At 63.5% G+C, this 26,400-nt stretch carries 22 protein-coding genes; 14 read left to right on the top strand and 8 right to left on the bottom strand.

The genetic code is table 11. The features are described from left to right. Nucleotides 1-17: 17 nt before the first annotated feature. On the bottom strand, nucleotides 18-926 hold the full coding sequence (locus GEV02_RS29585) for a LysR family transcriptional regulator (RefSeq protein ID WP_152841407.1): 909 nt from the start codon (nucleotides 924-926) through the stop codon (nucleotides 18-20). Between the two features lie 104 nt (nucleotides 927-1,030). On the opposite strand from GEV02_RS29585, the gene GEV02_RS29580 reads away from it, so the two are divergent. The 3 genes from GEV02_RS29580 (at nucleotide 1,031) to GEV02_RS29570 (ending at nucleotide 4,307) form a co-directional block, all read left to right on the top strand. Continuing rightward, nucleotides 1,031-2,029, top strand: coding sequence for an aldo/keto reductase (locus GEV02_RS29580; protein ID WP_152841440.1), 999 nt, complete (start codon nucleotides 1,031-1,033; stop codon nucleotides 2,027-2,029). Nucleotides 2,030-2,265: 236 nt separating this feature from the next. Continuing rightward, entirely contained in the window at nucleotides 2,266-2,562 is a 297-nt protein-coding gene (locus GEV02_RS29575; protein ID WP_152841406.1) for a DUF4148 domain-containing protein, read from the top strand. A gap of 146 nt (nucleotides 2,563-2,708) precedes the next feature. Next, a complete protein-coding gene (locus tag GEV02_RS29570; protein WP_152841405.1) occupies nucleotides 2,709-4,307 on the top strand; it encodes a methyl-accepting chemotaxis protein in 1,599 nt (532 codons plus the stop codon). Between the two features lie 91 nt (nucleotides 4,308-4,398). Here GEV02_RS29570 and GEV02_RS29565 read toward each other — a convergent pair whose 3' ends face one another. The 3 genes from GEV02_RS29565 to GEV02_RS29555 all read right to left on the bottom strand — a co-directional run bounded on the left by GEV02_RS29565 (nucleotide 4,399) and on the right by GEV02_RS29555 (nucleotide 7,167). After that, entirely contained in the window at nucleotides 4,399-4,836 is a 438-nt protein-coding gene (locus GEV02_RS29565; protein ID WP_152841404.1) for a hypothetical protein, read from the bottom strand. Nucleotides 4,837-4,865: 29 nt separating this feature from the next. Continuing rightward, nucleotides 4,866-6,446, bottom strand: coding sequence for a methyl-accepting chemotaxis protein (locus GEV02_RS29560; RefSeq protein ID WP_152841403.1), 1,581 nt, complete (start codon nucleotides 6,444-6,446; stop codon nucleotides 4,866-4,868). Between the two features lie 121 nt (nucleotides 6,447-6,567). Continuing rightward, nucleotides 6,568-7,167 carry an NADPH-dependent F420 reductase gene (locus GEV02_RS29555; protein WP_152841402.1) on the bottom strand — a complete coding sequence of 200 codons (600 nt, stop codon included), beginning with the start codon at nucleotides 7,165-7,167 and terminating at the stop codon, nucleotides 6,568-6,570. 113 nt (nucleotides 7,168-7,280) lie between these two features. Here GEV02_RS29555 and GEV02_RS29550 point away from each other — a divergent pair, with 113 nt between their 5' ends. Beyond that, entirely contained in the window at nucleotides 7,281-8,204 is a 924-nt protein-coding gene (locus GEV02_RS29550; RefSeq protein ID WP_152841401.1) for a LysR family transcriptional regulator, read from the top strand. Nucleotide 8,205: 1 nt separating this feature from the next. Here GEV02_RS29550 and GEV02_RS29545 read toward each other — a convergent pair whose 3' ends face one another. Beyond that, the gene (locus GEV02_RS29545) at nucleotides 8,206-8,820 is read right to left on the bottom strand and encodes an OmpW/AlkL family protein (protein WP_152841400.1); all 615 of its coding nucleotides are present in this window, start codon (nucleotides 8,818-8,820) and stop codon (nucleotides 8,206-8,208) included. A 176-nt stretch (nucleotides 8,821-8,996) separates the two neighbouring features. Here GEV02_RS29545 and bufA2 point away from each other — a divergent pair, with 176 nt between their 5' ends. Genes bufA2 through GEV02_RS29530 form a run of 3 tightly spaced genes read left to right on the top strand, consistent with a single transcriptional unit; the run spans nucleotide 8,997 to nucleotide 10,889 of the window. Beyond that, complete coding sequence (gene bufA2, locus GEV02_RS29540; protein ID WP_008453189.1) at nucleotides 8,997-9,263, top strand: BufA2 family periplasmic bufferin-type metallophore; 267 nt, start codon at nucleotides 8,997-8,999, stop codon at nucleotides 9,261-9,263. Nucleotides 9,264-9,282: 19 nt separating this feature from the next. Continuing rightward, nucleotides 9,283-10,134, top strand: a complete 852-nt coding sequence (bufB, locus tag GEV02_RS29535; RefSeq protein WP_174999404.1) for an MNIO family bufferin maturase — start codon at nucleotides 9,283-9,285, stop codon at nucleotides 10,132-10,134. Continuing rightward, the gene (locus GEV02_RS29530; RefSeq protein WP_152841398.1) at nucleotides 10,131-10,889 is read left to right on the top strand and encodes an HvfC/BufC N-terminal domain-containing protein; all 759 of its coding nucleotides are present in this window, start codon (nucleotides 10,131-10,133) and stop codon (nucleotides 10,887-10,889) included. The genes bufB and GEV02_RS29530 overlap by 4 nt, the downstream gene beginning before the upstream one ends. 4 nt (nucleotides 10,890-10,893) lie before the next feature. On the opposite strand, the gene GEV02_RS29525 is transcribed toward GEV02_RS29530, so the two are convergent. Both GEV02_RS29525 and GEV02_RS29520 read right to left on the bottom strand, forming a co-directional pair. Further along, nucleotides 10,894-12,099, bottom strand: a complete 1,206-nt coding sequence (locus GEV02_RS29525; protein WP_152841397.1) for a DUF2252 domain-containing protein — start codon at nucleotides 12,097-12,099, stop codon at nucleotides 10,894-10,896. Between the two features lie 9 nt (nucleotides 12,100-12,108). Further along, a complete protein-coding gene (locus GEV02_RS29520) occupies nucleotides 12,109-12,837 on the bottom strand; it encodes a substrate-binding periplasmic protein (RefSeq protein ID WP_152841396.1) in 729 nt (242 codons plus the stop codon). Nucleotides 12,838-12,972: 135 nt separating this feature from the next. Here GEV02_RS29520 and GEV02_RS29515 point away from each other — a divergent pair, with 135 nt between their 5' ends. Beyond that, nucleotides 12,973-16,374, top strand: coding sequence for a DUF4214 domain-containing protein (locus tag GEV02_RS29515; protein ID WP_152841395.1), 3,402 nt, complete (start codon nucleotides 12,973-12,975; stop codon nucleotides 16,372-16,374). 265 nt (nucleotides 16,375-16,639) lie between these two features. Beyond that, nucleotides 16,640-18,568 (top strand): SPFH domain-containing protein, encoded by a 1,929-nt coding sequence (locus GEV02_RS29510; RefSeq protein WP_152841394.1) that lies wholly within the window; start codon nucleotides 16,640-16,642, stop codon nucleotides 18,566-18,568. A 3-nt stretch (nucleotides 18,569-18,571) separates the two neighbouring features. On the opposite strand, the gene GEV02_RS29505 is transcribed toward GEV02_RS29510, so the two are convergent. After that, entirely contained in the window at nucleotides 18,572-19,036 is a 465-nt protein-coding gene (locus GEV02_RS29505) for a hypothetical protein (RefSeq protein WP_152841393.1), read from the bottom strand. 124 nt (nucleotides 19,037-19,160) lie between these two features. Between GEV02_RS29505 and GEV02_RS29500 the strand changes: the two genes are divergently transcribed. From GEV02_RS29500 to GEV02_RS29480, 5 genes are all read left to right on the top strand, one after another. After that, a complete protein-coding gene (locus GEV02_RS29500; protein WP_152841392.1) occupies nucleotides 19,161-19,721 on the top strand; it encodes a type 1 glutamine amidotransferase domain-containing protein in 561 nt (186 codons plus the stop codon). A 119-nt stretch (nucleotides 19,722-19,840) separates the two neighbouring features. Further along, the gene (locus GEV02_RS29495) at nucleotides 19,841-20,761 is read left to right on the top strand and encodes a hypothetical protein (RefSeq protein WP_152841391.1); all 921 of its coding nucleotides are present in this window, start codon (nucleotides 19,841-19,843) and stop codon (nucleotides 20,759-20,761) included. A gap of 107 nt (nucleotides 20,762-20,868) precedes the next feature. After that, nucleotides 20,869-22,707 (top strand): type VI secretion system baseplate subunit TssF, encoded by a 1,839-nt coding sequence (tssF, locus tag GEV02_RS29490; protein WP_152841390.1) that lies wholly within the window; start codon nucleotides 20,869-20,871, stop codon nucleotides 22,705-22,707. Beyond that, complete coding sequence (gene tssG, locus GEV02_RS29485) at nucleotides 22,671-23,627, top strand: type VI secretion system baseplate subunit TssG (protein ID WP_152841389.1); 957 nt, start codon at nucleotides 22,671-22,673, stop codon at nucleotides 23,625-23,627. Before tssF ends, tssG begins: the two co-directional genes overlap by 37 nt. 9 nt (nucleotides 23,628-23,636) lie before the next feature. Then, nucleotides 23,637-26,396 (top strand): type VI secretion system Vgr family protein, encoded by a 2,760-nt coding sequence (locus GEV02_RS29480; RefSeq protein ID WP_328595950.1) that lies wholly within the window; start codon nucleotides 23,637-23,639, stop codon nucleotides 26,394-26,396. The last annotated feature ends 4 nt before the right edge of the window (nucleotides 26,397-26,400 follow it).

Below are 26,400 nucleotides of genomic sequence, written 5' to 3'. Positions count from 1 at the left end.
TGTTAAGAAGGAATGCCTCATTCTGACACACTTTGTTGCTCAAGAACACTAGCAAGCCAGTCGACAAACACCCGCACCCGTGGCGACAGGTGGCGGTTGTGTGCATAAATGATACTGAGCGGTAGCGGTGCGGGCCGCCATGCGGGCAGGATTTCCTCCAGCTGGCCCGTGGCCAGCAGCGTGCCCAGGCCCCGGCGCGGCATCTGGATCAGGCCCAGTCCGGCCAGGCAGGCGGCCAGGTAAGCCTCGGTGCCGCTGACCGACACCTGGCTGCGCATCGGCAGGGTACGCGCGACGCCGTCGGCGTCGACGTATTCCCAGTCGAGGTCGCGCCCGCTCTGGCTGGAGAAGAAGTTGACCGCCGTGTGCTGGCGCAAGTCGTCCAGCGTCTGCGGCCGGCCGTGGCGGGCCAGGTAGGCGGGCGAGGCGACGTTGATCTGTTCCATCGCATCGATGCGGCGGGCCACCAGCGTGGAATCGCGCAGCGTGCCGCCGCGCACCACGCAATCGATGCCTTCGCCGACCAGGTCGACGAAGCGGTCGTTCGAACCGAGCCGCACCTGGATCTGCGGATGGCGCTGGAAAAACTCCGGCAGCGCCGGGATCACGTACAGGTGCGCCAGCCGCTCCGGCAGGTCGACCCGCACCGCGCCGCTGAGCAGGCGGCCGTCGCCGGCGAACAGGCCGTTGAGGTTCTCCAGGTCGTTGAGCAGGGCGGCGCAGCGCTCCAGGTATTGCGCGCCTTCCACCGTCAGGCTGACCTTGCGCGTGGTGCGCTGGAGCAGGCGCACGCCCAGCTGCTGCTCGATCGCTTGCACGGCGTTGGTGACGGTGGGCTTGGGCAGGTCCAGCTGCTCGGCGGCCTGCGTAAAACTTTTGCAGTCGGCCACCGCCCGGAAGATCTGCATGGCCTTGAATTGGTCCATGATTGTTAGCTATGGTCGAATAAAGTAATAGGTTTTACGGTATTTATTGTTGCAATCGATAATAGCATACTGAATCCACTCGTTCACCACCTTGGAGATTCATGATGCAAACCCGCAAACTTGGCCATACCGGCCCGCAAGTCGCTCAACTGGGCCTGGGCCTGATGGGCATGTCCGATCTGTACGGTCCGGCCGACCGCAGCGAAAGCCTGGCCACCATCCGCGCCGCCATGGACGCCGGCGTCACCCTGCTCGACACCGGCGATTTCTACGGCATGGGCCACAACGAACTGCTGCTCAATGAAGCGCTGGCCGCCGGCGGCCGCGACCGGGTGCAGATCAGCGTCAAGTTCGGCGCCATGCGCGACCCGTCCGGCAACTGGATCGGCATCGACACCCGCCCGGCGGCGGTGAAGAACTTCGCCGCGTATTCGCTGAAGCGCCTGGGCGTCGAGCACATCGACATCTACCGCCCGGCCCGCCTGGACCCGAACGTGCCGATCGAGGACACCGTCGGCGCCATCGCCGAGCTGATCCAGGCCGGCAAGGTCAAGCACATCGGCCTGTCCGAAGTCGGCAGCGAGACGCTGCGCCGCGCCCACGCCGTGCATCCGATCGCCGATTTGCAGATCGAGTATTCGATGATTTCGCGCGGCATCGAGAACGGCATCCTGCAAACCTGCCGCGAGCTGGGCATCGGCATCACCGCCTACGGCGTGCTGTCGCGCGGCCTGATCAGCGGCCACTGGAGCAAGCAGCGCGAAGGCGAAGCCGATTTCCGCGGCCTGGCCAGCCCGCGCTTCCAGGGCGAGAACCTGGACCGCAACCTGGCGCTGGTGGAGAAGCTGCGCGCCATCGCCGGCGAGCTGAACGTGTCGGTGGCGCAGGTGGCGATCGCCTGGGTGGCGGCGCAGGGCGAGGACATCGTGCCGCTGGTCGGCGCCCGCACCCGCGTGCGGCTGGAGGAAGCGCTGGCCTCGACCAGGCTGCAACTGTCGGCCACCGACCTGGCCCGGCTGGAGCAGGCGGTGCCGGCCGACGCGGCGGCGGGTGATCGCTACGGCGCGCATTCGGCCTCGTCCCTGGACAGCGAACGCGGCTGAGATGCCGTCCTTCCCGCGTAAGCGGGAATCCATACGGCGGCCGTGTGACAAGCTCAGCATGGATTCCCGCTTTCGCGGGAAAGACCTGGCCGACTGATCTGGTAATCGAATTGATTTGTGCGGATATTTGCGCTTTTATATCTGAAAAATTAATCCTAATATGACTCCATCGACGACGCAAAGCCGGTTGGCACTCAGAACTGGGCGCCACACTTCATCTGACAAGGAGCATCAAAATGAACGCCAAATCCATCATCGCATCGCTTTCCCTGTTGCTGGCTGCGGGCGCAACTTACGCCCAGAGCCCTGTGGAACAGAACGAGGCCACCGCCGACATCGCTTACACCAACCCGGCCCCGAGCACCGTCACCCGCGCCCAGGTCAAGTCCGAGACCCTGGCCGCGATCAAGGCCGGCGCGCTGGAGCGCAACGAAGCCACCGCCGACATCGCCTACCTGGCCCCACGCGCCAAGACGCCGTATGTCGACGCGCAACTGGCCGCCAAGGCTGTCAAAGGCAATAGCGCGCAGTAAGCCGGCGCTGTAGCCAACACGGGCGCCGCGATGCAGATCGCGGCGCCCGTTAGCATTTTTTGATGCTGAATTTGCAAATAAACGACAGTTGCACGTCACAATTCAGGTATTCTGGTTTCCACAAGACAATACGGAGACCCTGTACCATGAATAAGTTGTCCTTCCAACAGAAGCTCTGGGTACCGTTGATTTGCAGCCTGCTGTGCATCACCGCCATCTTCATCTATCAAACCATGCAGATGCGCGACGTCCGCATCGAGGAACGCAAGATCGACTTGATGAACCTCGATGACGCCGGCCTCAGCGTCCTCAAGCTGTACGGCGACAAGGCCACTTCCGGCGCCCTGAGCAAGGAAGACGCACAGAAGCAGGCGATGGCCGTCATCAAGGGCCTGCGCTTCGGCAAGGACGGCTACATCACCATCACGCAGGGCACGCGCTCGCTGATGAATCCCTTCAAGTCTGAAAACGACGGCAAGGACATGGTCGACTTCAAGGATCCGAACGGCGTCTATCTGTACCGCGACATCGCGGCCGCAGGCGCCAAGCCGGAAGGTGGCGGCTTCGTGCGCTATTCCTGGACCCGGCCCAACACCAAGGATCCGGTGCCGAAGATGAGCCGCGTGGTGCACTTCGCGCAGTGGGACTGGGACCTGGTCACCGGCGCCTACATCGACGACATCGACAACGCCTTCTACCAGTCGCTGTACAAATCGGCCGGCGTGCTGGCGGTGGTGTGCCTGGTGCTGTGGGCGATCGTCAGCTTGGTCAACAAGAGCTTGCGCCACACCATCGGCGGCGATCCCGAGTATGTCAGCGAGATCGCCCAGCAGATCGCCGGCGGCGACCTCAGCGCCAGCATCAAGACCCATGAATCGGATCGCGCCAGCATCCTGTACGGCATGAAGTCCATGCAGGCGCGGCTGGCCGACACCATTGGCGAGATCCGCCGCAGCGCGGACACCATCGCCACTGCGTCGGGCGAGATCGCCTCGGGCAATATGGATTTGTCGGCGCGCACCGAATCGCAGGCCAGCTCGCTGGAAGAGACGGCCGCTTCGATGGAAGAGCTGACCTCGACCGTGAACCAGAACGCCGACAACGCGGTGCAGGCCAACCAGCTGGTGCTGTCGGCTTCGTCGGTGGCGGAGAAGGGCGGGCGCGTGGTGTCGCAGGTGGTGCAGACCATGGATACCATCAACGCCTCGGCCACGCGCATTGTCGACATCATCAGCGTGATCGACGGCATCGCCTTCCAGACCAACATCCTGGCCTTGAACGCGGCGGTGGAAGCGGCGCGGGCGGGCGAGCAGGGACGCGGGTTCGCGGTGGTGGCGTCCGAGGTGCGCAACCTGGCCCAGCGGTCGGCCGGCGCGGCCAAGGAAATCAAGGAGCTGATCAACGCGTCGGTGGAAAGCATCAACGCCGGCAGCGCGCTGGTGGCGGAGGCCGGCACGACGATGGATCAGGTGGTGGCCAGCGTGTCGCGGGTGACGCAGATCATGTCGGCGATCACCGAGGCGTCGAGCGAGCAGAGCACGGGCATCGGCCACGTCAACATGGCGATCACGGAGATGGATTCGGTGACGCAGCAGAATGCCGCGCTGGTGGAAGAGGCTGCGGCCGCCGCCGGCAGCATGCAGGAGCAGGCGGGCAAGTTGGCCGAGCTGGTCAGCCGGTTCAAGCTGAGCGGCGATCAGGCCGCCAGCGGCAAGCGCTCCAGCCGCCTGGCGCTCAGCCGCTAAGTGCCGTCATTCCCGCGCAGGCGGGAATCCATACAGCGTCTGCTTCGGACGCGTTCTATGGGTTCCCGCCTGCGCGGGAACGACTTGCGGTTTATTTGCTGGGAGCGGTAGTGTCGGAGCCGGCCGGTTCCAGCACTGCCGCTTCGAACACCAGCTTGTTGCCATCGACCCGGAACACGCCGATCAACTCGCCGCCGTCGCCCTTGACGTCCGGATATTGCGTGCAGCTCTGGGTTTCAACCTGCCACATCTCCTTGCCGGCGCGTAGCGTCCAGACGTTGTCGCCTCCGGACAGCAGTTCGATCTCCACGTCATCGGCCGGCATGTCGGTCAACTCGATGCGGCGCAGGCATTCCGGCAGCCGCTGCATGATTAGCTCGACGCTGCTGTTCTTGCTCCAGAAGTGCTTTTGCGCGCGGTGCAGCGTCAGGGCGTGATTGCCGGTGCTGCCGTCCGCATAGTACGAGGCCGTGTCGTCGACGCATGCGGTCAGCAGCAGGGAGGTCAGGACTATCAGGATCTTGCGCATGGGCCGGGGCTTTCCGTTGGTGATGAATGCTATCGATTGCGTAACATTATAGCGGTCCCCGGCGCCGCGCCGGTTTTGAAGAAGCCCACCACCTGCGCCAGCGTCGCCGCCTGCTCCTGCATGCTTTGCGAAGCCGCCGCCGCCTGCTCCACCAGCGCCGCGTTCTGCTGCGTCACCTCGTCCATCTGCGTGATCGCCATGTTGATCTGCTCGATGCCCATGGTCTGCTCCTGGCTGGCCGAGGTGATCTCGCCCATGATGTCGGTCACGCGCCGGATGCTGTCGACGATGTCGCCCATGGTCTGACCCGCCTCGCCGACCAGCCGCGAGCCGTCGTCCACATTGGCCACCGAGGCCGAGATCAACTCCTTGATTTCCTTGGCCGCCGCCGCGCTGCGCTGCGCCAGGTTGCGCACCTCCGACGCCACCACCGCGAAGCCGCGCCCCTGTTCGCCCGCGCGCGCCGCCTCCACCGCCGCGTTCAAGGCCAGGATGTTGGTCTGGAAGGCGATGCCGTCGATGACCGCGATGATGTCGACGATCTTGCGCGACGAGGCGTTGATGCTGCCCATGGTGTCCACCACCTGGGCGACGATGGCGCCGCCCTTGGTCGCCACTTCCGACGCGCTGCGCGCCAGCGTGTTGGCCTGGCGCGCGTTGTCGGCGTTCTGTTTGACGGTGGAGGTCAGCTGCTCCATCGATGATGCGGTTTCCTCCAGCGAGCTGGCCTGCTCCTCGGTGCGCGAGGACAGGTCCAGGTTGCCGGCGGCGATTTCATTGGATGCGGTGGCGATCGTGTCGGTACCTTGCCGCACTTTGCCCACCACGGTGAGCAGGCTGTCGTTCATCGACTTGAGGGCGCTGAGCAGGCGGCCCGTTTCATCGGTGGCGCTGGCGTCGATGTGCGAGGACAGGTCGCCCGACGCCACCGTCTCGGCAACGTCCACCGCCGCGTTCAGCGGCACCGTGATCGAGCGCGTGATGAACCAGGCCACGCCGCAGCCCAGCGCCATCGCCAGCGCGCCCAGGGCCAGCTGCACCATCTGGGCATTGCGCAGCACTGCCTCGACGTCATCGCCGGCCTGCCTGGCCTGCGCGGTTTCGTAGACGAGGATATCGTCGAGCGCCTTCAGCACGCCTTTCAGGCTGGGCGCCGCGACTTGCGTCAGATGGGTGGTGGCGTCCTGGATCTCGCCTTCCTTGCGCAGTTCGATCACCTTGTTGTTCTTGGCCGCGCCTTCCTTCAGCAGGCCGTCCAGCGTGGCCAGCATGGCTTTTTCCTTGTCGTCGGCGATGTGCTCCATCAGCACCTTCTTCGCTTCGCCGTACTTCTTGCGCGACTCGCCGATCTTCTCCAGCTCCGCATTGACTTCCGCCATGCTCGGCACGACCACGATGTTGGTCAGCGACAGCGTGATGTTGCGCACGTTGTCCACCATGCGGTTGGCCGCCTCCATCTTGACGTTCTTGTCGTCGATGATGTCGTGCGTGCGGTTGCCGATGCGGGTCATGGAACTGAGCCCCAGCACGATCACCGCGACCAGCAGCGCCAGGACGATGGCGAAGCCGACGCCGAGGCGGGTTCCGATTTTTACGTGGTCGAACGACATAACGGTATTCCTTCCGTGGAAAGCAAAAAACGGGTGTTCAAGGAACTTGATTGTTCCTCAAACACCCGTCCGTGTCACTGGAATGCTGGGTCTGTCGCGATGCCGCAACGTTGATGCGAAGTTAAGCGTGACGCACGAGGTTCAGCACCGGCAGCGGCCCGCCGGGGAATTGCGCCAGGCGTCCGCCGCCGTCCAGCGTGCCCAGGTCGATGCCGGCGTAGCCCAGTTGTTCGATCAGCCTGGCGACGGTGTGCTTGGCGTCGGCATCGTCGCCCGAGTAGAACAGCACGCGGCGTCCGCCCTCCGCCTGCGGATCGGTGGCCAGTAGCGCGGCGACCAGGTGATTGAAGGCCTTGACCACGCGCGCCCCCGGCAGCAGCCCTGCAACGACGGTGCTTGAAGCTCGCCCGTCCAGGTCGACCGCCTGGAACGACGGCGCCTCGATGGCGTTGTTGGCGTCGATGACGATGCGGCCGTTCCATGCGGGCAGGCCGCGCACCGCGTCGGCCAGGCGCCCCCACTGGACGGCGAGGAAGACCACATCGGCCTTGGCCGCTTCTTCGACGCTGACGGCGGTGATGTGCGGCCCGAGTTCTTTGGTCAGCGCGGCCAGCGAAGCCGGGCCGCGGCTGTTGGCGATGGAGGCGGCGATGCCGGCACGGGACAGCAAACGGGCGATGGCGGAACCGATGGCGCCTGCGCCGATGATGGAGATGTTCATGATGTAGATCACTCTGATGTGGTTGAGATGAACCAAGTATGGTCACTGGCATCCGATAGGGGTAGTATCAGCCGGATAACATCACTTTCAAGTAAACGTTGAAGGCTCCACGCATGGAAACCCTGTCGAATCTCGAATCGTTTGTGCGCAGCGCGGAAGCGGCCAGCTTTTCCGCCGCCGCGCGGCGGCTGGCGCTGACGCCGGCGGCGGTCAGCCGCAACGTGGCGCAGCTGGAGCGCAACCTGGGCGTGCGCCTGTTCCAGCGCAGCACGCGCGGCCTGACGCTGACCGAGGCGGGTGTACGCTTCCTGCATGCGGTGGGCGCGGGGCTGGACAGCATCCAGGGCGCCATCGCCGACGTGACGACCAAGGCGGGCGAACCGGCCGGCGTGCTGAAACTGAGCGTGGCGCCGCGTTTCGGCCGCAAGCAGGTGCTGCCGCTGATGCCGGCCTTCCTGGCGCGCTATCCGGGCGTGACGCTGGACCTGAGTTTCGACAACCGCCCGGCCGACCTGATCGCCGGCGGCTACGATGCGGCGATAGGCGGCGGCTTCGAGCTGACGCCCGGCGTGGTGGCGCGTGAGCTGGTGCCCGCGCACATCGTGGTGGTGGCCGCGCCGTCGTATCTGAAGGGCCGCAAGCGGCCCGCCACGCCGGCCGACCTGGCGCAGCTCGACGCGATCGCGATGCGCTCGCCGGAAAGCGGCAAGGTCAAGGTGCGCAAGATGCGCAACCGTCACGGCGAAGAGATGGCGGCGCAGCTGCGGCCGCGCGTGTTCATCAACGACCCGGATGCGATCTGCAGCGCGGCCTTGATGGGCATGGGGATCGCCACGCTGGTGGTGGCCGATGTGGTGGAGCATCTGGAAAGCGGCGCGCTCAAACGCGTGCTGCCGGACTGGTATGAGGATGCCGGTCCGATCTCGCTGTACTTCACGAGCCAGAAACTGTTGCCCGCGAAGACGCGGGCCTTTGTGGATTTCGTCACCGGCGCGTTCCGCCAGCGGGGGCTGGCGAAACGCTATTCAGCGGTGTGACTTAGAAGCGGTAGCCGACGCCGACGCCGACCAGCAGCGGATCAACCTTGACGCGGCTGGCCTTGGCGCCGCCGATCATGACGTCGCTGCGGATCTGCACTTTCTTCACGTCGAAGTTGACCGACCATTTTTTATCGATGGCGTAGTCGAGACCCGCTTGCAGCGCGAAGCCGACGCTGTCATGTTCCAGGCCGGCCTTGCCGCCCAGGATGTCGACCTTGGACATGGTGGTGTAGTTCACACCCGCGCCGAGGTAAGGCTTGAACGGCGAGTCGTTCACGAAGTGATATTGCAGCAGCAGCGTAGGCGGCAGGTGTTTGAAGCTGCCGATTTTTGCGCCGTCCAGCATCACGTCGTGGCGTTGCGGGTAGGTCAGGATCAGTTCCGCCGCGATGTTCGGCGTGAAGAAGTAGGAAACGTCGAATTCCGGGATGGTCTTGCTGCTGATGGTCAGACGGTCGGACGCGCCGACGCCGCCTACCTGGTCGGATTTGTCGGCCGGGTCCAGATGCACCGCGCGCACGCGCACCAGCCATGGGCTTTCTTCCGCCATCGCGCTGCTGCCTGCTACCAGGCTCAGGGTGGCCAACACTGCTGCTGCTAAAGACTTGCTCATTTCACTTCCTCTTTTGTCGTCGTTAAGTAACGGAGTGAAGTCTATTGATGCAGTGCAGTAAAAACTTTGATCCAAGTCAAAAGACAAAATATTTTTTAAAAACGTGTAAGTAATCGCGAAGTGGCCGCGACAGAGTCATGCAGCACCAACCCAACTTACCTTTTTTGGAGAATCACATGAACCACATCACCCGTATCGCAGCAATGGCAGCAACCGTCGCAACCATGGCCATGTCGGCATCGGCCATCGCCGCCACCACCACCATCAGCGCCGACGACACCGTGCACTGCGCCGGCATCAACAGCTGCAAGGGCACTAGCGATTGCGCCACCGCGGAAAACGCCTGCAAGGGCCAGAACTCCTGCAAGGGCCACGGCTTCCTGGCCACCAAGGCCGGCGCCTGCTTCGCCAAAAAAGGCAAGATCGTCGATCTGGACAAGTAATCTTCGATATGGCGCCGGCATGTCCGGCGCCATGCACACCATGACCACTACACTGCCATCGCCGGGTTTCGGACTCGGTCTGCGCCCCGCGCATTACAACGACATCATCGCCACGCCGCCTGCGGCGTCGGGCATCGACTGGTTCGAGATCCTGTCCGAGAACTACATGGTCCCCGGCGGCAAACCGCTGGCGATGCTGGACCGCATACGCCGCGACTATCCGGTGGTGATGCATGGCGTGTCGATGTCCATCGGTACGCCGCAGGGGCCGTCCGACGAGTATCTGCGCGAGCTGAAAAAACTGATGCGGCGCGTGGAGCCGCTGTGGGTGTCGGATCATCTGTGCTGGACCGGCACGCACGGCGCCAATATGCACGACCTGTTCCCGCTGCCGTACACCGAGGAGGCCGTGGCCACCGTGGTGCGCAATGTGCGGCGCGTGCAGGATTACCTGGAACGCCCGCTGTTGCTGGAGAATGTGTCCAGCTACCTGTCCTTTGAATCGGACACTTTCCAGGAATGGGATTTCGTCGCCGCCGTGGCCGAGGAATCCGACAGCCTGATACTGCTGGACGTGAACAACGTCTACGTCAGCAGCGTCAATCACGGTTTTAATCCGATCACTTACCTGGATGCGCTGCCTGCGCGGCGCGTGCAGCAGATCCATCTGGCCGGGCACAGCGTGCAGGAAGGCTGCATCATCGACACCCATGACCAGGCGGTAGCCGATCCGGTGTGGGCCTTGTACGCGCAAGCCTTGCGCCGCTTCGGCAAGGTGGCGACGATGATAGAGCGCGATGACAATATCCCGCCGCTGTCCGAGCTGTCGGCCGAGCTGCGGCGCGCGCGCACTTTTGCGGAGGCGATATGAGCGCGCTCGATCATCTGCAACGCGACTTCCAGCACTACATCCTGGCGGACGAAGCGCCGTCCGCGATCCACGCCGCCGTGCGCGAGCAATACGGCCTGAGTGCCGAAGCGCGGCTGGCGATTTATCACCGCGCTTACCGCAGCCGTCTGCGGCAGGCGCTGTGCGAAGCCTACGACAAGACCTGGACCTTCATCGGCGACGATATGTTCGCCGACCTGGCCAACAGCTACATCGCCGCGCATCCGTCGCGGCACGCCAACCTGCGCTGGTTCGGCGGCGGCCTGGCCGCGCATGCGGCGCTGGCGCTGGACGACTATCCCTTCATCGCCGAGCTGGCGAGCCTGGAATGGGCGCTCGGCCTGGCCTTCGATGCGGAGGATGTCGCGCCGCTCACGGCCGCCGACATGCAAGCCATCGCGCCCGAGTTGTGGGGCGATTTGCAATTCCATCTGCATCCATCGGTGCATATCCTGGACCTGCGCTGGAACGCCGTCGCGCTGTGGCAGGCGCTGGCCGTGGAGGGCGATCCGCCGGAAGCGGTGGAGGCAGACGCGGTCCAGCACTGGCTGGTATGGCGGCAGGATGAGCAGCCGCATTTCCGCTCGCTGCCGGCGACCGAGGCCGACGCCCTGTACCGCATCGCCGAAGGGGCGAGCTTCGGCGAAGTATGCGCGGCGGCCGGCGAGGAAGCGATGCTGGCGCTGGCTGGCTATCTACAGCATTGGCTGGCGCAGGGCGTGCTGACCCGTTACTGACGCATCAAGCCTTGGCAAGCCACGCCGTGCAGGCTTGCCACTGGTCCCGCGTTTTCGCTGTCATGTCGGCGGCCGCTTCGAGCATGGCGTTGCGCCAGCTGTCGTCCTGGCCGTGGGCGATCAGCGCGTCCGCCCCGGCGGCGCCGGCGCGGCCCGAGGCGCGCAGCTGGTCCCAGGCCAGGTTGCAGCCCATGGTGGCGATGACTTCTTCCAGCCGTTCCAGCTTCTTGCCCCATGCGTCTAGCGCCACGCGGTCCTCCGACGGTTGCAGGCCGCGCAGCACGCACGAGCTGCCGTTCAGCGCGACGGCGCGCAAGAAGGCGTGATCGACCGCCTGCATGCGCTTCTGCACCGCCACGACGCGGCTGGCCTGGTCCGGCCAGGCCGGCTGTTCGATCTTCCACGCGGCCAGGCGCGGCGCCAGCGCCGACGGTTTGCATTCCTTGATGTCGAGCAGGTAGTTCCCGTCCGGCGAGCCCTTGCCTTCGACCAGCACCACGAAGCGCATCAATCCCAGGCTGCCGGTTCCGGCGATGCGGCGGGCCGCGTCCAGCTTGGTGTAGAAGCCGGGCTTGTCCTGCGTGGCGGCGAAGTTCTGCATGAAGGTGGTCAGCAATTCGTCCTGGCCGGGCAGCAACGGCAGCGCTTTCTCGCCGTCGAGCTTCAGGGTGCGGCGCCCGTTTTTGCGCGTGGTGCGCTTGTCGAGGAAGTCGGCGCGCTTGCGGTCTTGCAGGTCGCACAGCAGTTCGTTGATAAGGCCCACGCTGGTTTCGCGTTCGACCCAGCGCGGCTTGCCTTCCGCCAGCGCGGCGCGGTAGGCATCGAGGCAGCGGCGGCTCAGCTTGACGGCGTCGTCGGCCGTGACGCGCAGCGACTCGGCGCCGCACTGGATGCTGGCCAGCAGGCGCACCAGATCCCAGCTGGCCGGCGCCAGCGCCGCTTCGTCGAAATCGTTTATATCGAAATACACCTGGCGGTTGTCGCCCTTGTAGCTGCCGAAGTTTTCCACGTGCAGATCGCCGCAGCTCCAGGCCAGCGGCGCTTCGCGGAACAGCGGATGGTCGGGCAGGGCGTCGTAGAACAGGTGGTCGGCGCCGCGCAGGAACAGGAAGGCGTTCTGCGCCATCTTGAGGTACTTCTGGCGCAGCAGGCCCGGCTCGCGGCCGGCATTGTGGACTTGCAGGGCGGTGATCAGTGCTGCAGCGGACATGGTGGACTCCTAACGGTAGCGCGCCAGGATCTGGTCGATCACGCCTTCCCTGAGCAAGGCGTCGATCGCGCGGTTGGCGTCGTTGAAGGGGACTTGCGATTTGCGCGAGAACGCGCACTGCGCTTTGAACGAGGAGAATACCAGCTCGGGGCGCAGCTTCAGTTGTGGGTGGATGCGTTGCAGGTAGAACAGCGTGCTCTCGCCGGCCAGCGTGTATTGCACCGTGCCGGCGATCATCTGCTGCACGTTCAGGTCCATGGTGGCGGCGTCGCGGCGGGCGAACTGCTTGCCCAGCACCCGCTCGACGCGCGGATAGCGGTAGCCGGCGACGGTGCCGATCGGCGTGTCCTTGAGATCCTTGAGCGAGCGCAGGCGCGGCGCGTCGGCGCGCGCCACCACCATTTCGGTATCGGGCAGCAGGGGTATGGTCCAGTCGTAGTCGCCGTCTATCCAGAACGGCAGCACGTAGCACATGGCGTCCGCGCGGCCGCTGCTCAGGGCCGGGGTGACGCCGGCCACGTCGACGTTGAGGTAGACGGCGCGGCGGCCCAGCCGCTGGGCCAGGGCGTCGCCGACATCCTTGATGATGCCGCCGGTGAGCACGCCGTTGCTGAAGCGGACGATGGGCATGGTTTGGTCCAGCGGCGCCAGCATCACGAGTTCTCCCGGTGCATCCCGCGCCGCCAGCGGCAGGGCCGCCAGCACAATCGCTGACAAGGACGGCAGGAGCTTGGGCATATGCACTTTCCATTACTGGCGTGGAAACCAATTATAGACGCTGCGCGCAATGCCGCCGCAGGTGACAATTGAATAGTTTGTCTCCTGTGAAATATTGGTAGGATGTTACCCCCGTCCCTTTTCATACACCTCCCCATGAGCGACGATTTCAGCAACGACATCAACACCACCGGCCGCCTGGCCGCAGGCTCCGGCACCAGCGCTAACTTTGAGACCTCCTATGACAGCGATTGGTTCCGCATCCAGCTGACGGCGGGGGTGACGTATGTGTTCACGCTGGACGGAGCGGCGCAAGGCGGCGGCACGCTGACCGATTTCGGCGCGACTTCGCTCACCCTGTATGGCGCCCAGGGGCAATGGATGATGAATCTTGGCGGGACGGCCACTATCGGGCCGGCGCTGACCTACACGGCCGCCACCAGCGGCACCTACTACCTGGCGGCGGGGGCCAATGGCGGCGCCAACGCCGCCGGCAGCTATACGGTCAGGGCGTCGCTGCCGGCGGCGGACGACTTCCGCGCCGATACCGGCAGCAGCGGCAACTTCGCCGGCAGCGACAGCGTCAGCGGCGTGTTCGAGCGCAGCACCGATGTCGACTGGTTCAAGTTTCATGCCGAGGCCGGGCAGTTGCTGGGCTTCAGTTCCGGCGGCGCCGGCGCGATGCCCGCCGACACTTCGGTGTACGATGCCAACGGCCGCTATGTCGCCTATGCATCGAACACTCCGGTCAAGATTACCGCCAGCGGCGACTACTACCTGGCCGTCGCCAGCAAAGGCTACGTCGGCAGCTACACCGAGACCATGCGCGTGCTGACCGACGATTTCCCGACCAGCAGCCCCGGCAAGCTCACCACCGGCGGCGCCGTGAGCGGCGCGCTCGATTACAGCGGCGACACCGACTCCTTCACCATGGATGTCGAAGCCGGGCAGGTCTATACCTTGACCCTGAACACGCAACCGGGCGACAACCGCAGCATTTCCGCCTACCTGGTCGACAGCACGGGCTACCCGCATTCCTACGGCAGCCAACTGGTCAACAACCAGATGGTGATACGCTTCCTGGCGGACAAGGCCGATACCTACCTGCTGCGCATCGACGGTTCTTCCGATATGAACAGCGCCCTGCAGTACACGGTGCGCCTGGGCTATCCGGAGTCCGACGACTACGGCAACACGCACGCCACCGCGCAAGCGCTGGAGCTGGACGTGCCGATCAGCGGCCGGGTGCAAGCGCAGGGTGACGTCGATATGTTCAAGATCGATCTGGCCGCCGGCGTCACTTACACGTTCAACATGGACGTGGACAGCTCGCTGCCCAAAGGCACGCAGCAACTGCAATTGGAGGATGAACAAGGCGGTGTGCTGTACTTCCCGCGTTACGACTCCGGCAACAGCTTCAGCTACACGCCGACCAAGGACGGCGCTTACTATCTGCAGGCATCCGGCTACAGCAGCGTGTCGCCCTACGGCGGCTCGTACAGCGTCACCGCCAGCAAGACGGTGGATGACTACGGCGCCAGCGCCGCCACCGCCGGCAAGCTGGCGATCGGCAGCTCGATCAAGGCCGAGCTGGAGCCCGGCGGCGGCGACCGCGACTGGTTCGCCGTCGCGCTCGACGCCGGACAGACCTACTGGTTCACGCTGAAGGCGGCCAAGGAAGGCGCCGGCACGCTGAACGGCAGCTATGGCAGCGCGGTGTACAAACTGATCGATGGCGCAGGCAAGGTGGTGGCCGTGGCCGATAACGGCGGCTCCAGCGCCACCGTGGCGATCATGCCGTTTACGCCCGCCGTCAAAGGCACGTACTACCTTGAAGTATCGGCGCCGCAGTTGGCCGGCACATACACGGTGGCGGCGCAGCTGGGCCAGAAGGATGACTACGGCAACGATGCCGCCCACGCCGGCGTGCTCCAGGTCGGCATCCCGCTGACGGGCAGGCTGGAGTTGCCGAGCGACCGCGATGTCCTCAAGCTGAGCGTGGTCGCCGGCGAAACCTATGCGCTGGAGATGACGCCGACCGATGTCAGCAGCGCCAACTGGAACTTCTATACGACGCTCGGCGTTACCGATGGCAACGGCGCCTCTGTGTACACGCGCGGCCAGTATTCGAACAACAACAAGATCTATCAGCTGTTCGAGGCCAGCAAGTCGGGCGACTACTACCTGACGGTGGGCGCGTCGTTGGCCGGCAACGGCCAGGCCGGCGGCTACAAGCTGATCGCCACCGACGTGGGGCGCGACGATTACGCGGCCTCGGCGCAGACCACGGCCGTCGTGGCGCCCGGCGCCACGTTCAGCGGCAACATCGGCGTATTCGACGACCACGACTGGGTCAAGGTGCGCCTGGAAGCGGGCCGCACCTATGTGTTCGACCTGCATGGCAAGGCCAGCGGCGGCGGCAGCCTCGATACCAGCACCTCGTCTGCCGGCATGACGCTCCTCGGCAACAACGGCGGCAGCCTGGCGTACGGCGTCAGCGTCGGCGGCGAGCAGCGGATTTCCTACATCGCCGCCAGTACCGGCGATTTCTATCTGGACGTGCGCGGCAGCAGCGACCATACCGGCACCTACACGGTGGAAGCCACCCAGACCAGCGGCGACGTGGCCGCGCCACTGCTGCTGTCGGCGTCGACGGCGTCGGGGGCGGTCGATGTGCCGCTGTCGCCGCATATCACGCTGACGTTCAACGAGACCATCATGCTGGGCAGCGGCATCACGCTGACGGACAGCCTCGGCCGCGCGGTGCTGGCGCCTTACAGCAGCACGCTGGCGTCGGCGGTGGGACACACGCTGGTCATCGATCCGCATCAGTACCTCAAGCCTGGCGGCACCTACACGCTGAACCTGCCCGACGGCAGCGTGCTCGACCTGGCCGGCAATCATTACGCCGGCGCGCAGAGCTATACCTTCACCACGGTGCAGCCGGTGGCGGTTGGCACCGACGGCAACGACTATCTGCTGGGCACGGGCAGCGGCTTGAAGCTCAACGGCGGCGCCGGTCTCGATACTGCTTACTACTCGCAGAGCGCCTACCAGATCAGCATCACGCGCAATGCGGACGGCAGCTTGAACGTCAAGGATTACGGCGCGGCGACCGGCGATACGCTGACCGGCATCGAACGCCTGATGTTCAACGACCGCGTGATGGCGCTCGATATCGACGGCGCCGGCGGCCAGGCGTATCGCTTGTACCAGGCCGCCTTCAACCGCGCGCCCGACAGCGTGGGACTGGGCTTCTGGATACGCGCGCTCGACTCCGGCTATGGCCTGAAGGGCGTAGCGCAGAACTTCCTCGACAGCGCGGAATTCAAGACCAAATACGGCGCCGCGCCGAGCGACAAGGACTTCGTCACCAGCCTGTACAGCAACGTGCTGCACCGCGCGCCGGACCAGGCCGGTTTCGACTACTGGATGAATGATCTGCACAACGGCGTGGAGCGTGCCCAGCTGCTGCTCAGCTTCAGCGAGAGCGCGGAGAACCAGGCCGCGCTGCTGCCGCTGATCGGCAAGGGTTTCGACTATACCCCTTACGGTTAAAGGCTTCCGCCGCGATTAGAGCCGGCGCTCTAATCGCGGCGCAGCACCTTTACCTTTGACGGCGTTGTGCAAGAATGAGCAGCACGAACTCATTGAACGGTAATAACAAAAACATCGTGTTCACCCCACTCGTCAGTGCCCTCGCGGCAACCGCAGCAACTCCCCCATACGCCAACCTGACCTTTGCCAGCCCGCCGCGCTAGCTTCGCCAGACCGCACACGCTACATCTGCATCCACAGCTTTTTCCACAACCGAAAGGTTTGTATGTTTACCCTGCTTGGCAGTGAAGTGACCGTTGTCGTCTTATTGATTGTGATCGCCGCCTTAATCAAGCTCTCCGGGGCCATCAAGTACATCCCCAACGACCGTGTCGGGGTCATTGAAAAACTATGGAGCTCGTCCGGTTCGGTACAGAACGGCCTGCTGGCCTTGAACGGCGAGGCCGGTTTGCAGCCTGATCTGCGCCGTGGCGGTTTCCATTTCTTCGCACCGTTCCAGTATCGGGTGCACATCCATCCCATGGTGTCGGTCACGCAAGGCACCATCGCCTACGTGTTCGCCCGCGACGGCCTGGACCTGCCGGCCGGCCAGACGCTGGCCGATAACTCGCGCATCGTCGACTTCCGCAACGTCCGCGACTTCCTGCGCGACGGCGGCCAGAAAGGCCCGCAGCGCATGGTGCTGCGTGAAGGTACCCACATCATCAATCCCGCGCTGTTCGTCGTGATGACGGAAGAGACGACGTATTCGATGTCGCTCGATGCGCTGGAAAAAGCCTACTACCAGCAGATGCGCGGCGTGCTCGACGAGCGCGGCGGCTTCAAGCCGGTGGTTATCAAGGAAGTGACCGGTTCGCATGACTCGGACCAGCTGGCCGTGGTGACGGTGCAGGACGGCCCCGGCCTGCTGAAGGACGAGCTGCTGGCGCCCGATGTCGGCGACACGCACAACGCCTTCCAGGAGCCGGAGAAATTCCTCGCCGCCGGTGGCCGTCGCGGCCGTCAGGAGCGCGTGCTGGTGGAGGGTACCTACTTCATCAACCGCCTGTTTGCGACGGTGGAGTTCATCAAAAAGACCATCATTCCGGTCGGCTTTGTCGGCGTGGTGGTGTCGTACACGGGCCGTACCGGCGCGGATTTGTCGGGCAACGACTACTCGCACGGCGAGCTAGTGGAAACCGGTTGTCGCGGCGTGTGGCGCGATGCGCTGATGCCGGGCAAGTACGCGTTCAACACCTATGCCGGCAAGATCGAACTGGTGCCGACCACTAACTTCGTGCTGATGTGGAAGTCCGGCGAGAGCGGCTCCAGCTTCGACAAGAATCTGCGCGAGATTACCTTGATTACCAAGGATGCGTTCGAGCCGCAGCTGCCGCTGTCGGTGGTGGTGCACATCGACTACCGCAAGGCGCCGATGGTGGTGCAGCGCTTCGGCAACGTGGCGCAGCTGGTCGAGCAGACGCTCGATCCGATGGTGTCGTCGTACTTTAAAAACGTTTCGCAGACCAAGACCTTCATCGACCTGATCCAGTCGCGCAGCGAGTTGCAGAACAATGCGTCGAGCGATATGAAGCAGCGCTTCCAGGCGTACTCGCTGGAATTCCAGGAGGTGTTGATCGGCACGCCGAAACCTCAGCCTGGCGACAACAAGATCGAGGACATCATGGCGCAGTTGCGCGACCGTCAGATCGCCCGCGAGCAGGTGGAAACCTTCGCGCAGAAACAGATCGCGGCCGACAAGCAGCGCGAGCTGAACGAGGCCGAGCAGCGCGCCGCCAAGCAGAAGGAGCTGACCGGTTCGCTGGTGGATATCTCGATCAAGGAGAACCAGGGTTCGGCCAATGTGAAGGCTGCCGAGAAACGCCGTCAGGAAATCGAAGCGCTGGCGCAGGCCGACAAGTTCCGTCAGGAGATGGAAGGCGCTGGCCGCGCATCGGCGATCCGCTCGGTGGGTGAGGCGGAGGCGGCGGCGATCCAGGCCAAGTCCGAGGCGATGCAGGGCGAGGGCGCGGACAAGCAGCTGATGCAGACCGTGATGCTGCGCCTGGCCGAAGCGTTTGAAACGGCCAAGGTGCCGCTAGTGCCGCAAGTGCAGATGGGCGGCGGCGACAGCAACGCCTTCGGCACGCTGATGGGCCTGATGAGTGCGATGAAGGCTGGGGAGTTGACCCAGGCTATCGAAAACAAGGGCTGATTTTCAAACCAGGGAGGCGATGACGGATGCGTCGCTGCCTCCCCTGGCCGTGAACCGGCCCGCTTCATATCGCTGGCAATAAGAGGCGGCGGTGGCGGTGACGACGCTGTCCGTTTTCGACGCCAGGCTCACGGTGCAGGTGAAGGGCTCGCCGCAGGCAAGACGCGGCCCGGTGTGGGGCGCATTGAAACGCAGGTCCACCGTGGCCAGTGCCAGCTCTTCCCAGCCGACGCCAAGCCTGCGCAAGGCGCGCCGCAGAAAATCCGCATAGGTGCGTGCCACCAGCATCGTGGCCGGAGTGGATGGCGTTGCAGTGCAGTCCTCCAACCGCAGTTGAACGGTGAGGTCTGCGGCGGCGTCGCGGTACAAAAGCCCCGGCGCCCAGTAACCGCCGACGTCATTGTTGCGACCGACGAAGCTGCCCGCCAATCCTGCCGCCGCATGTTTCAATTTTTTGTTGATTCCCATCTGTCGATTCCGTGAAAAGGCATGTGTATGGTACGCGATTCGCCATGCCGCTATGTTCGTGCACGCACATGCGTTGCCGCGCGGGTGTGGCACGCTTCCCGTTCACATTCAGACAGGAGGCACCATGGCCAACCAGGACAATTCCCAATTAAAAGGCAAGCACGTCGCGATACTGATGACGGACGGCGTCGAGCAGGTTGAATACACTGGCCCGCGCGGCTTCCTTGAAGAGCACGGCGCGCAGGTGACGCTGATCTCGACCAAGGCCAAGGGCGAACAGGTGCAAGGCTTCAACCACGCCGATCCGGCCGACCGCTTCGACGTGGAACTGAACGTGCGCGATGCCAAGCCGGGCGACTATGACGCGCTGGTGTTGCCGGGCGGCGTATCGAACCCCGACCAGTTGCGCCTGCACGAGGAAGCGATCGGTTTCATCCGCGACTTCGGCAGCCTGGACAAGCCCATCGCCGCCATCTGCCACGGCCCGTGGACGCTGATCAACGCGGGCCTGGTGAAAGGCAAGCGCGTCACCAGCTGGCCGAGCCTGCAGACCGACCTGCGCAACGCCGGCGCGCAATGGAGCGACGAGCAGGTGATCGTCGACGGCCAGCTGATCACCAGCCGCAAGCCGGATGACATCCCCGCCTTCAACCAGGCGTTGCAGCAACAGCTGTTGGCTGGCTGAACGGATGCATCCTTGCCTTCCCAGTCTGCGGATTTCCTGTTGGCAAACGGGCGCTACCCTCGCCGCATAGAACGTAGACTGGAATTGAACTCTGTCTCGTCTTCAACCAGGAGCCCATCATGACACATACATTGGCAGCCGTATTTGAAACCCGCGCCGAGGCCAACCGAGCCAAGGACGAATTGGTCCACAGCGGCTATGCCGCCGAGAGCATCAGCGTGACCGATTCCGGAAGCGTGGCTGGTACGCCGCGCATCAACGACGACGAGTCCATCCTCAGCGGCATCAAGCAGATGTTCAGCGGCCTGCTGGGGCGCGAGCATGCTGACCGCCACATCTATGCGGAAGCGCTGAACCGCGGCCACGTGGTGCTGACCATCCAGACCAACGGCCTCGAAGCGGCCGACCGCGCTGCGGACATCGTCGACGACTTCAATCCGATCGACATCGACGAACATGAAACCATGTGGCGCGCCAGCGGCTGGACCGGCGCCGAGGTGCTGCACAGCGGCGCCGGCACGTCGCAGACGGCGCTGGGCGCGCAGCAAAGTGCGCCGGTGCAGCATGGCATCCGTCCGCGCGAGGAGGCGGTGGACTTCGCCCGCTCCGAGCAGGGCTTGTTGACGCCGGGTTCGATGCAGCGCGGCGAGACGGCGGCGCCGGCCGTTCCTGCGGTGAACGTGCCGATTTCGGAGCAGAGCACGGTGCAGCGCAGCGGCATGCGCATCTATCCGCGCGAGACGGGTGCGCCCAACCAGGACAGCCTGAACATCCTGCGCGGCGACGACACCGACGACGATGCCGTGTACTTCCGCACGCATTGGGAAAAGACCATGTCCTATGGCGGCAACACCTATCAGGAGTTCGATCCGGCGTACCGCTATGGCGAATCGATGGCCGGCAATCCGGGTTACAGGGATAAGCCTTGGGAAGAGGTTGAGCCTGAACTGCGCAGCAACTGGGAGAGCAAGCACGCGCAGTCGAGTTGGGAGAAGTTCAAGGATGCGGTACGTACCGGTTGGGAGCGGGTGACGAAGTAGGTTGCGTTGCTGAAGATCAAATTGGAGAGTCTGCTGTCGTGACATGATCGGCAACCTGTGCGGTCCACAAATCTCTGTGGACCGTGCAATTTGCCACGGATGCCACGATGGAAAAACTGCTGCCTTACTTCGAACGCGAATTGAGCATGCTGCGGCGTACTGGCGCCGAGTTTGCAAGTCGCTACCCCAAGCTGGCAGGCAGTTTGCAAATGAGCGGTGAAACCTGCGCCGATCCCCACGTCGAGCGCTTGATCCAGGCTTCGGCGTTTCTCAACGCCCGCGTCGCCAAGCTGCTGGATGACGGCTATTCCAACTTCACCGAAGCGCTGCTGGGTATGTTGTACCCGCATTATCTGCGGCCGATTCCTTCCTGCTCCATCGCCCGCATCGATTACAGCGGCGCCAGGACCAATGAAGTCAGCAGCGTCACCACGCTGCCGCGTGGCACGGCGATGAAGTCGCTGGGGCGCAGCGCGGTGACATGCCGCTTCCGCACAGTCTACGATGTGACGGTGGCGCCGGTGACGATCAGCGCTGCGTGGTTCGAGCCGTACATCCAGGCGCCATCGACCTTGCCGTTGCCAGGGGAGGCCGGGTCGGCGATTTGCATCACCATCGAAAGTACCGCTGCTGCGCGGGGATTGGCTGCGCTGGACTTGCCCACGCTGCGCGTGTTCATCGACGGCGAGGCGTCGCTGCGGGCCAATCTGCGCGATACGCTCTTCATGCGCGCAGCCTGCGCCTGCGTGGAGGCGGACGGCCAGTGGCGCATGCTGGATCGCTTGCCGATTGCACCGGCCGGTTTCGCCGCCGAAGAAGCCCTGCTGCCCGCTGCGCCTTCGGAGCACAGCGCCTACAGGCTGTTGAGCGAGTACTTCGCCTTTCCGGAGAAGTTCGACTTTTTCGATATCGACCTGCGTGCGTTGCTCGCTGCCGCTTCCGACGGTTGTTCGCGCCTGACGTTGCGTATTGCCTTGTCCGACTTGCGGCCCGATGCGCCGTCCGCCCGCATCCTGCGCACGCTGTCGGAAGACAACCTGGTGCTGGGCTGTACGCCGGTCATCAACCTGTACACGCAGTCGGCTACGCCGATACGCGTGAACCATCGCCGCAGCAGCTACCCGTTGATGCCGGATGAAATGCCGGGTAGCGCCTGCGAGATCTACAGCATCGACACGGTGCAGCTGCTGCGCAAGACGCCGCAAGGCAGCTCGATCACCGAATTCTTTCCCTATTATTCGCTGCGCCACGGCGAGGAGGCCAGCCGCAAGGGGCACTACTGGCTTGCTCATCGCGACGAGGAGCTGGCCGATGCGGCGGCGGGCCACGAGTATTCGCTCACGCTGGTGGACCGCGATTTTTCGCCGTTGAAGCTGGATGAGGGAACGGCTTCGGTGCGCCTCACCTGCACCAACCGCAACTTGCCGCACGGCCTGGAATATGGCCGCGCCACCGGCGATCTCAGTACCGAGGCGGCCGCCGGCAGCCTGCCGATCCGCATGCTTCGGCGGCCTACGCAGTCGTACCGGCAGGGGAGCGGCGGCAATCAATGGGGACTGATCACGCAACTGGCGCTCAATCACCGCTCGCTGACGCAGGAGGGCTTGCCGGCGCTGAGCGTCATGCTGCGTCTTTACGCGCAGCAGGACAGCGCCGTCTCGCAGCGGCAGATCGACGGCATCATGGCGCTGTCGCACCAGCCGGCTACCGCGTGGGTGCGGCAGGCGCGGGGCAGTGCGTATCTGCGTGGCGTGGAGGTGCGGGTGTCGCTGGACGAGGAGGCTTATGCGGGTACCGGCCTGCACGCGTTCGCGCAATTGCTCGATCATCTGTTCGGCCTGCACGTGCATTTGAATAGTTTTACGCAACTGGTCATGTTGTCCCATGTCAGCGGAAAGGAGTTGCTGCGATGCCTGCCTCGCAACGGCGCGCTGACGCTGGCCTGATCGGCGAACTGCTGGCGGAGCCGCAGGGCTTCGAGTTCTTCCAGGCGGTGCGCCTGGTTGAGCAGACGCGGCCGCCGCGCCGGCTGCGCTACCGCAACCGGCTGTCGCTGGCGTTCCCGCCGAATCAGATCGAGAACATCAGCGACGACGGAGAGGGTGTGATTCGTCTCACGCCCGCCTTCATGGGACTGCTGGGCAGCCATGGGGTGCTGCCGCTGCACTACTCGGAGCGTATCAACCGTTACGAGCGGACTCACAACGACGGCGGCCCGCGTGCGTTCCTGGACATGCTGTCGCACCGGTCGCTGGGCATGTTCTATCTGGCGTGGTCCAAGCATAGACCGGAATGCATGGCGACGCAGGCCGGCGAGGATGGTTTTCTCGCGATGCTGCTTGCTCTGTCCGGTACGCATCCAGATGGTTCGGTTGATCGCGAGACCCTGGCGCGTTACGCGATGCAGATCAGGAGCCGCTGCGTGTCGGCGCCGCTGATTGCGGGGATCTATTCGGAGTACTTCAGCGTGCGCTTTGTCGTGGAGCAGTTGATCGGCCAGTGGCTGCCGCTGACAGACGCGGACCAGGCGCAGCTGGGCAAGGCGCACGTGGACCTTGGCGCGGGCGTGATGCTGGGGGAGCGCATCTACAGCTGCGATGCACGCGTGCGCCTGCGTATCGGTCCGCTGGGTCGTGATGCCTATGAAGACTTCCTGCCCGGCCGCTGCGCTGCTCTACGGCTCGAATCGATGCTGGGTCTGCACTGCGGAGTGGGCATGACGTATGAGGTGTACCTGATCCAGCGGGCGGACGATGTGCGCGCTCCGGGCCTGGATGGTGGTTGCAGGCTGGGCGTCAACACATGTTTGGTCGATGGACCGCAGCCGCAGGACCGCGAAGAACTGATGTATCTGTTGCATACCTGAGGAGCGATTGTGGAAAGCGATAATGACTTCTTCAGCTTCATGGGCCTGGCCAAGGAACTGGTCACCAGCAACCGGCCTTTGCGTTTGCGGCTGGATTTGCCGGGCGGCGTCAACGACGACATGCTGCTGCCGCAGCGGGTGTTCGGAACGGAGGCCTTGTGCGGCGGGATTGAGTATCGCGTGCTGTGCGTGTCGTCCAATGCCAGCCTGCCGTTGAAGGAGCTGATCGCCGTGCCGGCAGCGCTGGAATTCGTTACGGATCGGGGAGACTTGCGCAGCGTCTGCGGCATCGTCACCGAGGCCAGCTCGGGCGACAGTGACGGCGGCCTGGCCAGCTACCAGTTGGTGCTGCGCGATGCGTTGTCGATACTGGAAAAGCGCATCAACACCCGAGTATTCCGCAACATGGACGAGGTGGAGATTGTCCAGCGCATTTTGAATGAATGGAGACAGAAAAGTTCCATCCTGGGTGTGTGCTTCAAGCACGAGGTGGACGAGGCCTTCAGCCAGCGCGAGTATCCGAAGCGCGAATTCACCATGCAGCACAATGAATCGGATGCGGCGTTCATCCGGCGCTTGTTGAAGCGGAGGGGAATAGGCTGGTACGTGCGCGCGGAAGGCGGAGAGTATCCGATGCACACGCTGGTGTTGTTCAACAACGCAGACAGCCTGCGCCAGAACGCCGCCGGCACCATCCGCTATCACCGCGATGCAGCGACCGAGGAGCGCGATACGATCACATCCTGGAGCGCGGTACGCAGCCTGCAACCGGGCGTGGTCACGAGGCATAGCTGGGACTATCGCAATTCACAAGGCCGCGACTTCATGATGGCGGATGCCACCAGTGGCGTGGACCAGGGCGTGAGCGGCAACGATCTGGCAGCGAGTCTGGACGATTATCAGATCCTGGCGCCGCATGCGGGCGATGACAATGAGGACCTGTGCCGCCTGGGCAAACTGCGCATGCAGCGGCACGATTACGAGACGAAATGCTTCCACGGCGAAGGCAGCGTACGCGACCTGTGCGCGGGGGAGTATTTCACGCTTGCCGAGCATCCAGAGGTGGATGAGCATCCGGCAGAGGAGCGGGATTTTGTGGTCACTGCCCTACAGGTGAACGCGCAGAACAACCTGCCCAAGGCGCTGGCCGCGCGCGTGGAACGGCTGTTCGCCCGTAGCCGCTGGATGCAGGGTGCGCAGGAGTTGCAGATGCAGAGGGATGTGGCGGACAAGGTAGCGTCGGGACCGCTGCGCATGCATATCCAGTTCACTGCTGTGCGGCGTGGGGTGGTTATCGTCCCGGCCTACGATCCGCGTACAGACCTGCCGCAGGCGTTGATGCAAAGTGCGATTGTCGTCGGACCGGAGGGTGAAGAAGTCCACTGTGACCAAATGGGCCGCGTAAAGATCCGCTTCCCCGGCACGCGCGCGGTGGATCATGAAGAGGCCGCGAATGCAGGTGCATCGGATACGGAAACCGACTCCGCCTGGGTACGCGTAGCCTCAAACTGGGCCGGCAACGGCCCTGGCAGCCTACAACAATGCGGCACTATCGGCCTGCCACGCATTGGCACCGAAGTGTTGGTCAATTTTCTGGGAGGCGACCCGGACAAACCGATCATCGTAGGTCAACTCTACAATCAGCAAGCGCAGCCACCTGCGCTAAACAACGCTGGCGATCTGCCGGAAAATCGTTACTTATCTGGAATCAAGAGTCGTGAAGTTCACGGCAGCCGGGCTAACCAATTGCGGTTGGATGATACTAAGGGGAAAATTAATGCGCAATTATCAAGCGATCACGCTGGCACGCAACTGAATTTAGGTTTTCTTACGGGTACCCGTAAGAAAGGTGCTGACTCCACCCGAGGTGAAGGTGCCGAACTTGTTACTGCAGAATCCATATCGGTCCGAGCCGGAAACGGGATTTTGCTAACAGCAAAGCTTGATGATTCTGGCGCCCAATTGGCCAGAACGGAATTGATCGCTACCTCAGAACTGCTGAACAGCATCGCAGATCAACTCGCTTCCCTCGCAAAAACTCACGCTTCTGACGAAGACGTGAGTCCCCAACTATCGGACTTGATTTCTCGCGTGCGAAGCTGGAATGCGGGAACGAAGCTCGGAGTTATTGCTGGCAGTGCGCCTGATGGGCTGCTCCTGGGGAGCGAAAAGAATATCGCAATCGGAGCACAGACCAACTTGGATTTGGTCTGTGCTCAATGTCTCCAACTTTCGGCTGGAAAGAATATTTTTGTTCGAGCGCTGAAGAGCATAAGCATGTTCGCTCACGGCTTGGGAATGAAACTAATAGCGGCCAGCGGCAATGTGCTGGTTCAGGCTCACAACGGAGATATCGATCTAACTGCAACTGGTCGGATCAGAATCAGCGCAGGCAAGGGAATTGAGCTGATGTCCCCAGAAGTGAAAATTGCAGCTCAAGGGGCCCAAGTTAATTTAGGTAATGGTGAGATCACTCAACAGAGCAAAAGTACACATACGATCAAGTCTTCAAAATTCGTTCACACAACAGGTGGCGGTGGCGACGTTGGTGAGATCAAGTTCCCCAGCACCGAAATTGAAACAGATGAGCGCGTCATCCTGTTCCACTCTCAGAACGGTGAGCCGGTTGTCGGCCGCCGCTATCGGCTGACCCTTCCAGATGGCAGCACTATCGACGGTGTCACTGATGGGCAAGGTAAGACTAGCCTTGCGACCGGTAAGGAAATGGGAGATATCGAGGTTACGATTTTCCCCGAAGACGTTAAATGACTTG

This window comes from Rugamonas aquatica (genome assembly GCF_009380215.1).
GTDB classification, from domain to species: domain Bacteria; phylum Pseudomonadota; class Gammaproteobacteria; order Burkholderiales; family Burkholderiaceae_D; genus Rugamonas; species Rugamonas aquatica_B.
Note: the sequence above shows the minus strand (reverse complement) of the source record. Positions and strands in the feature narration are given on the sequence as shown.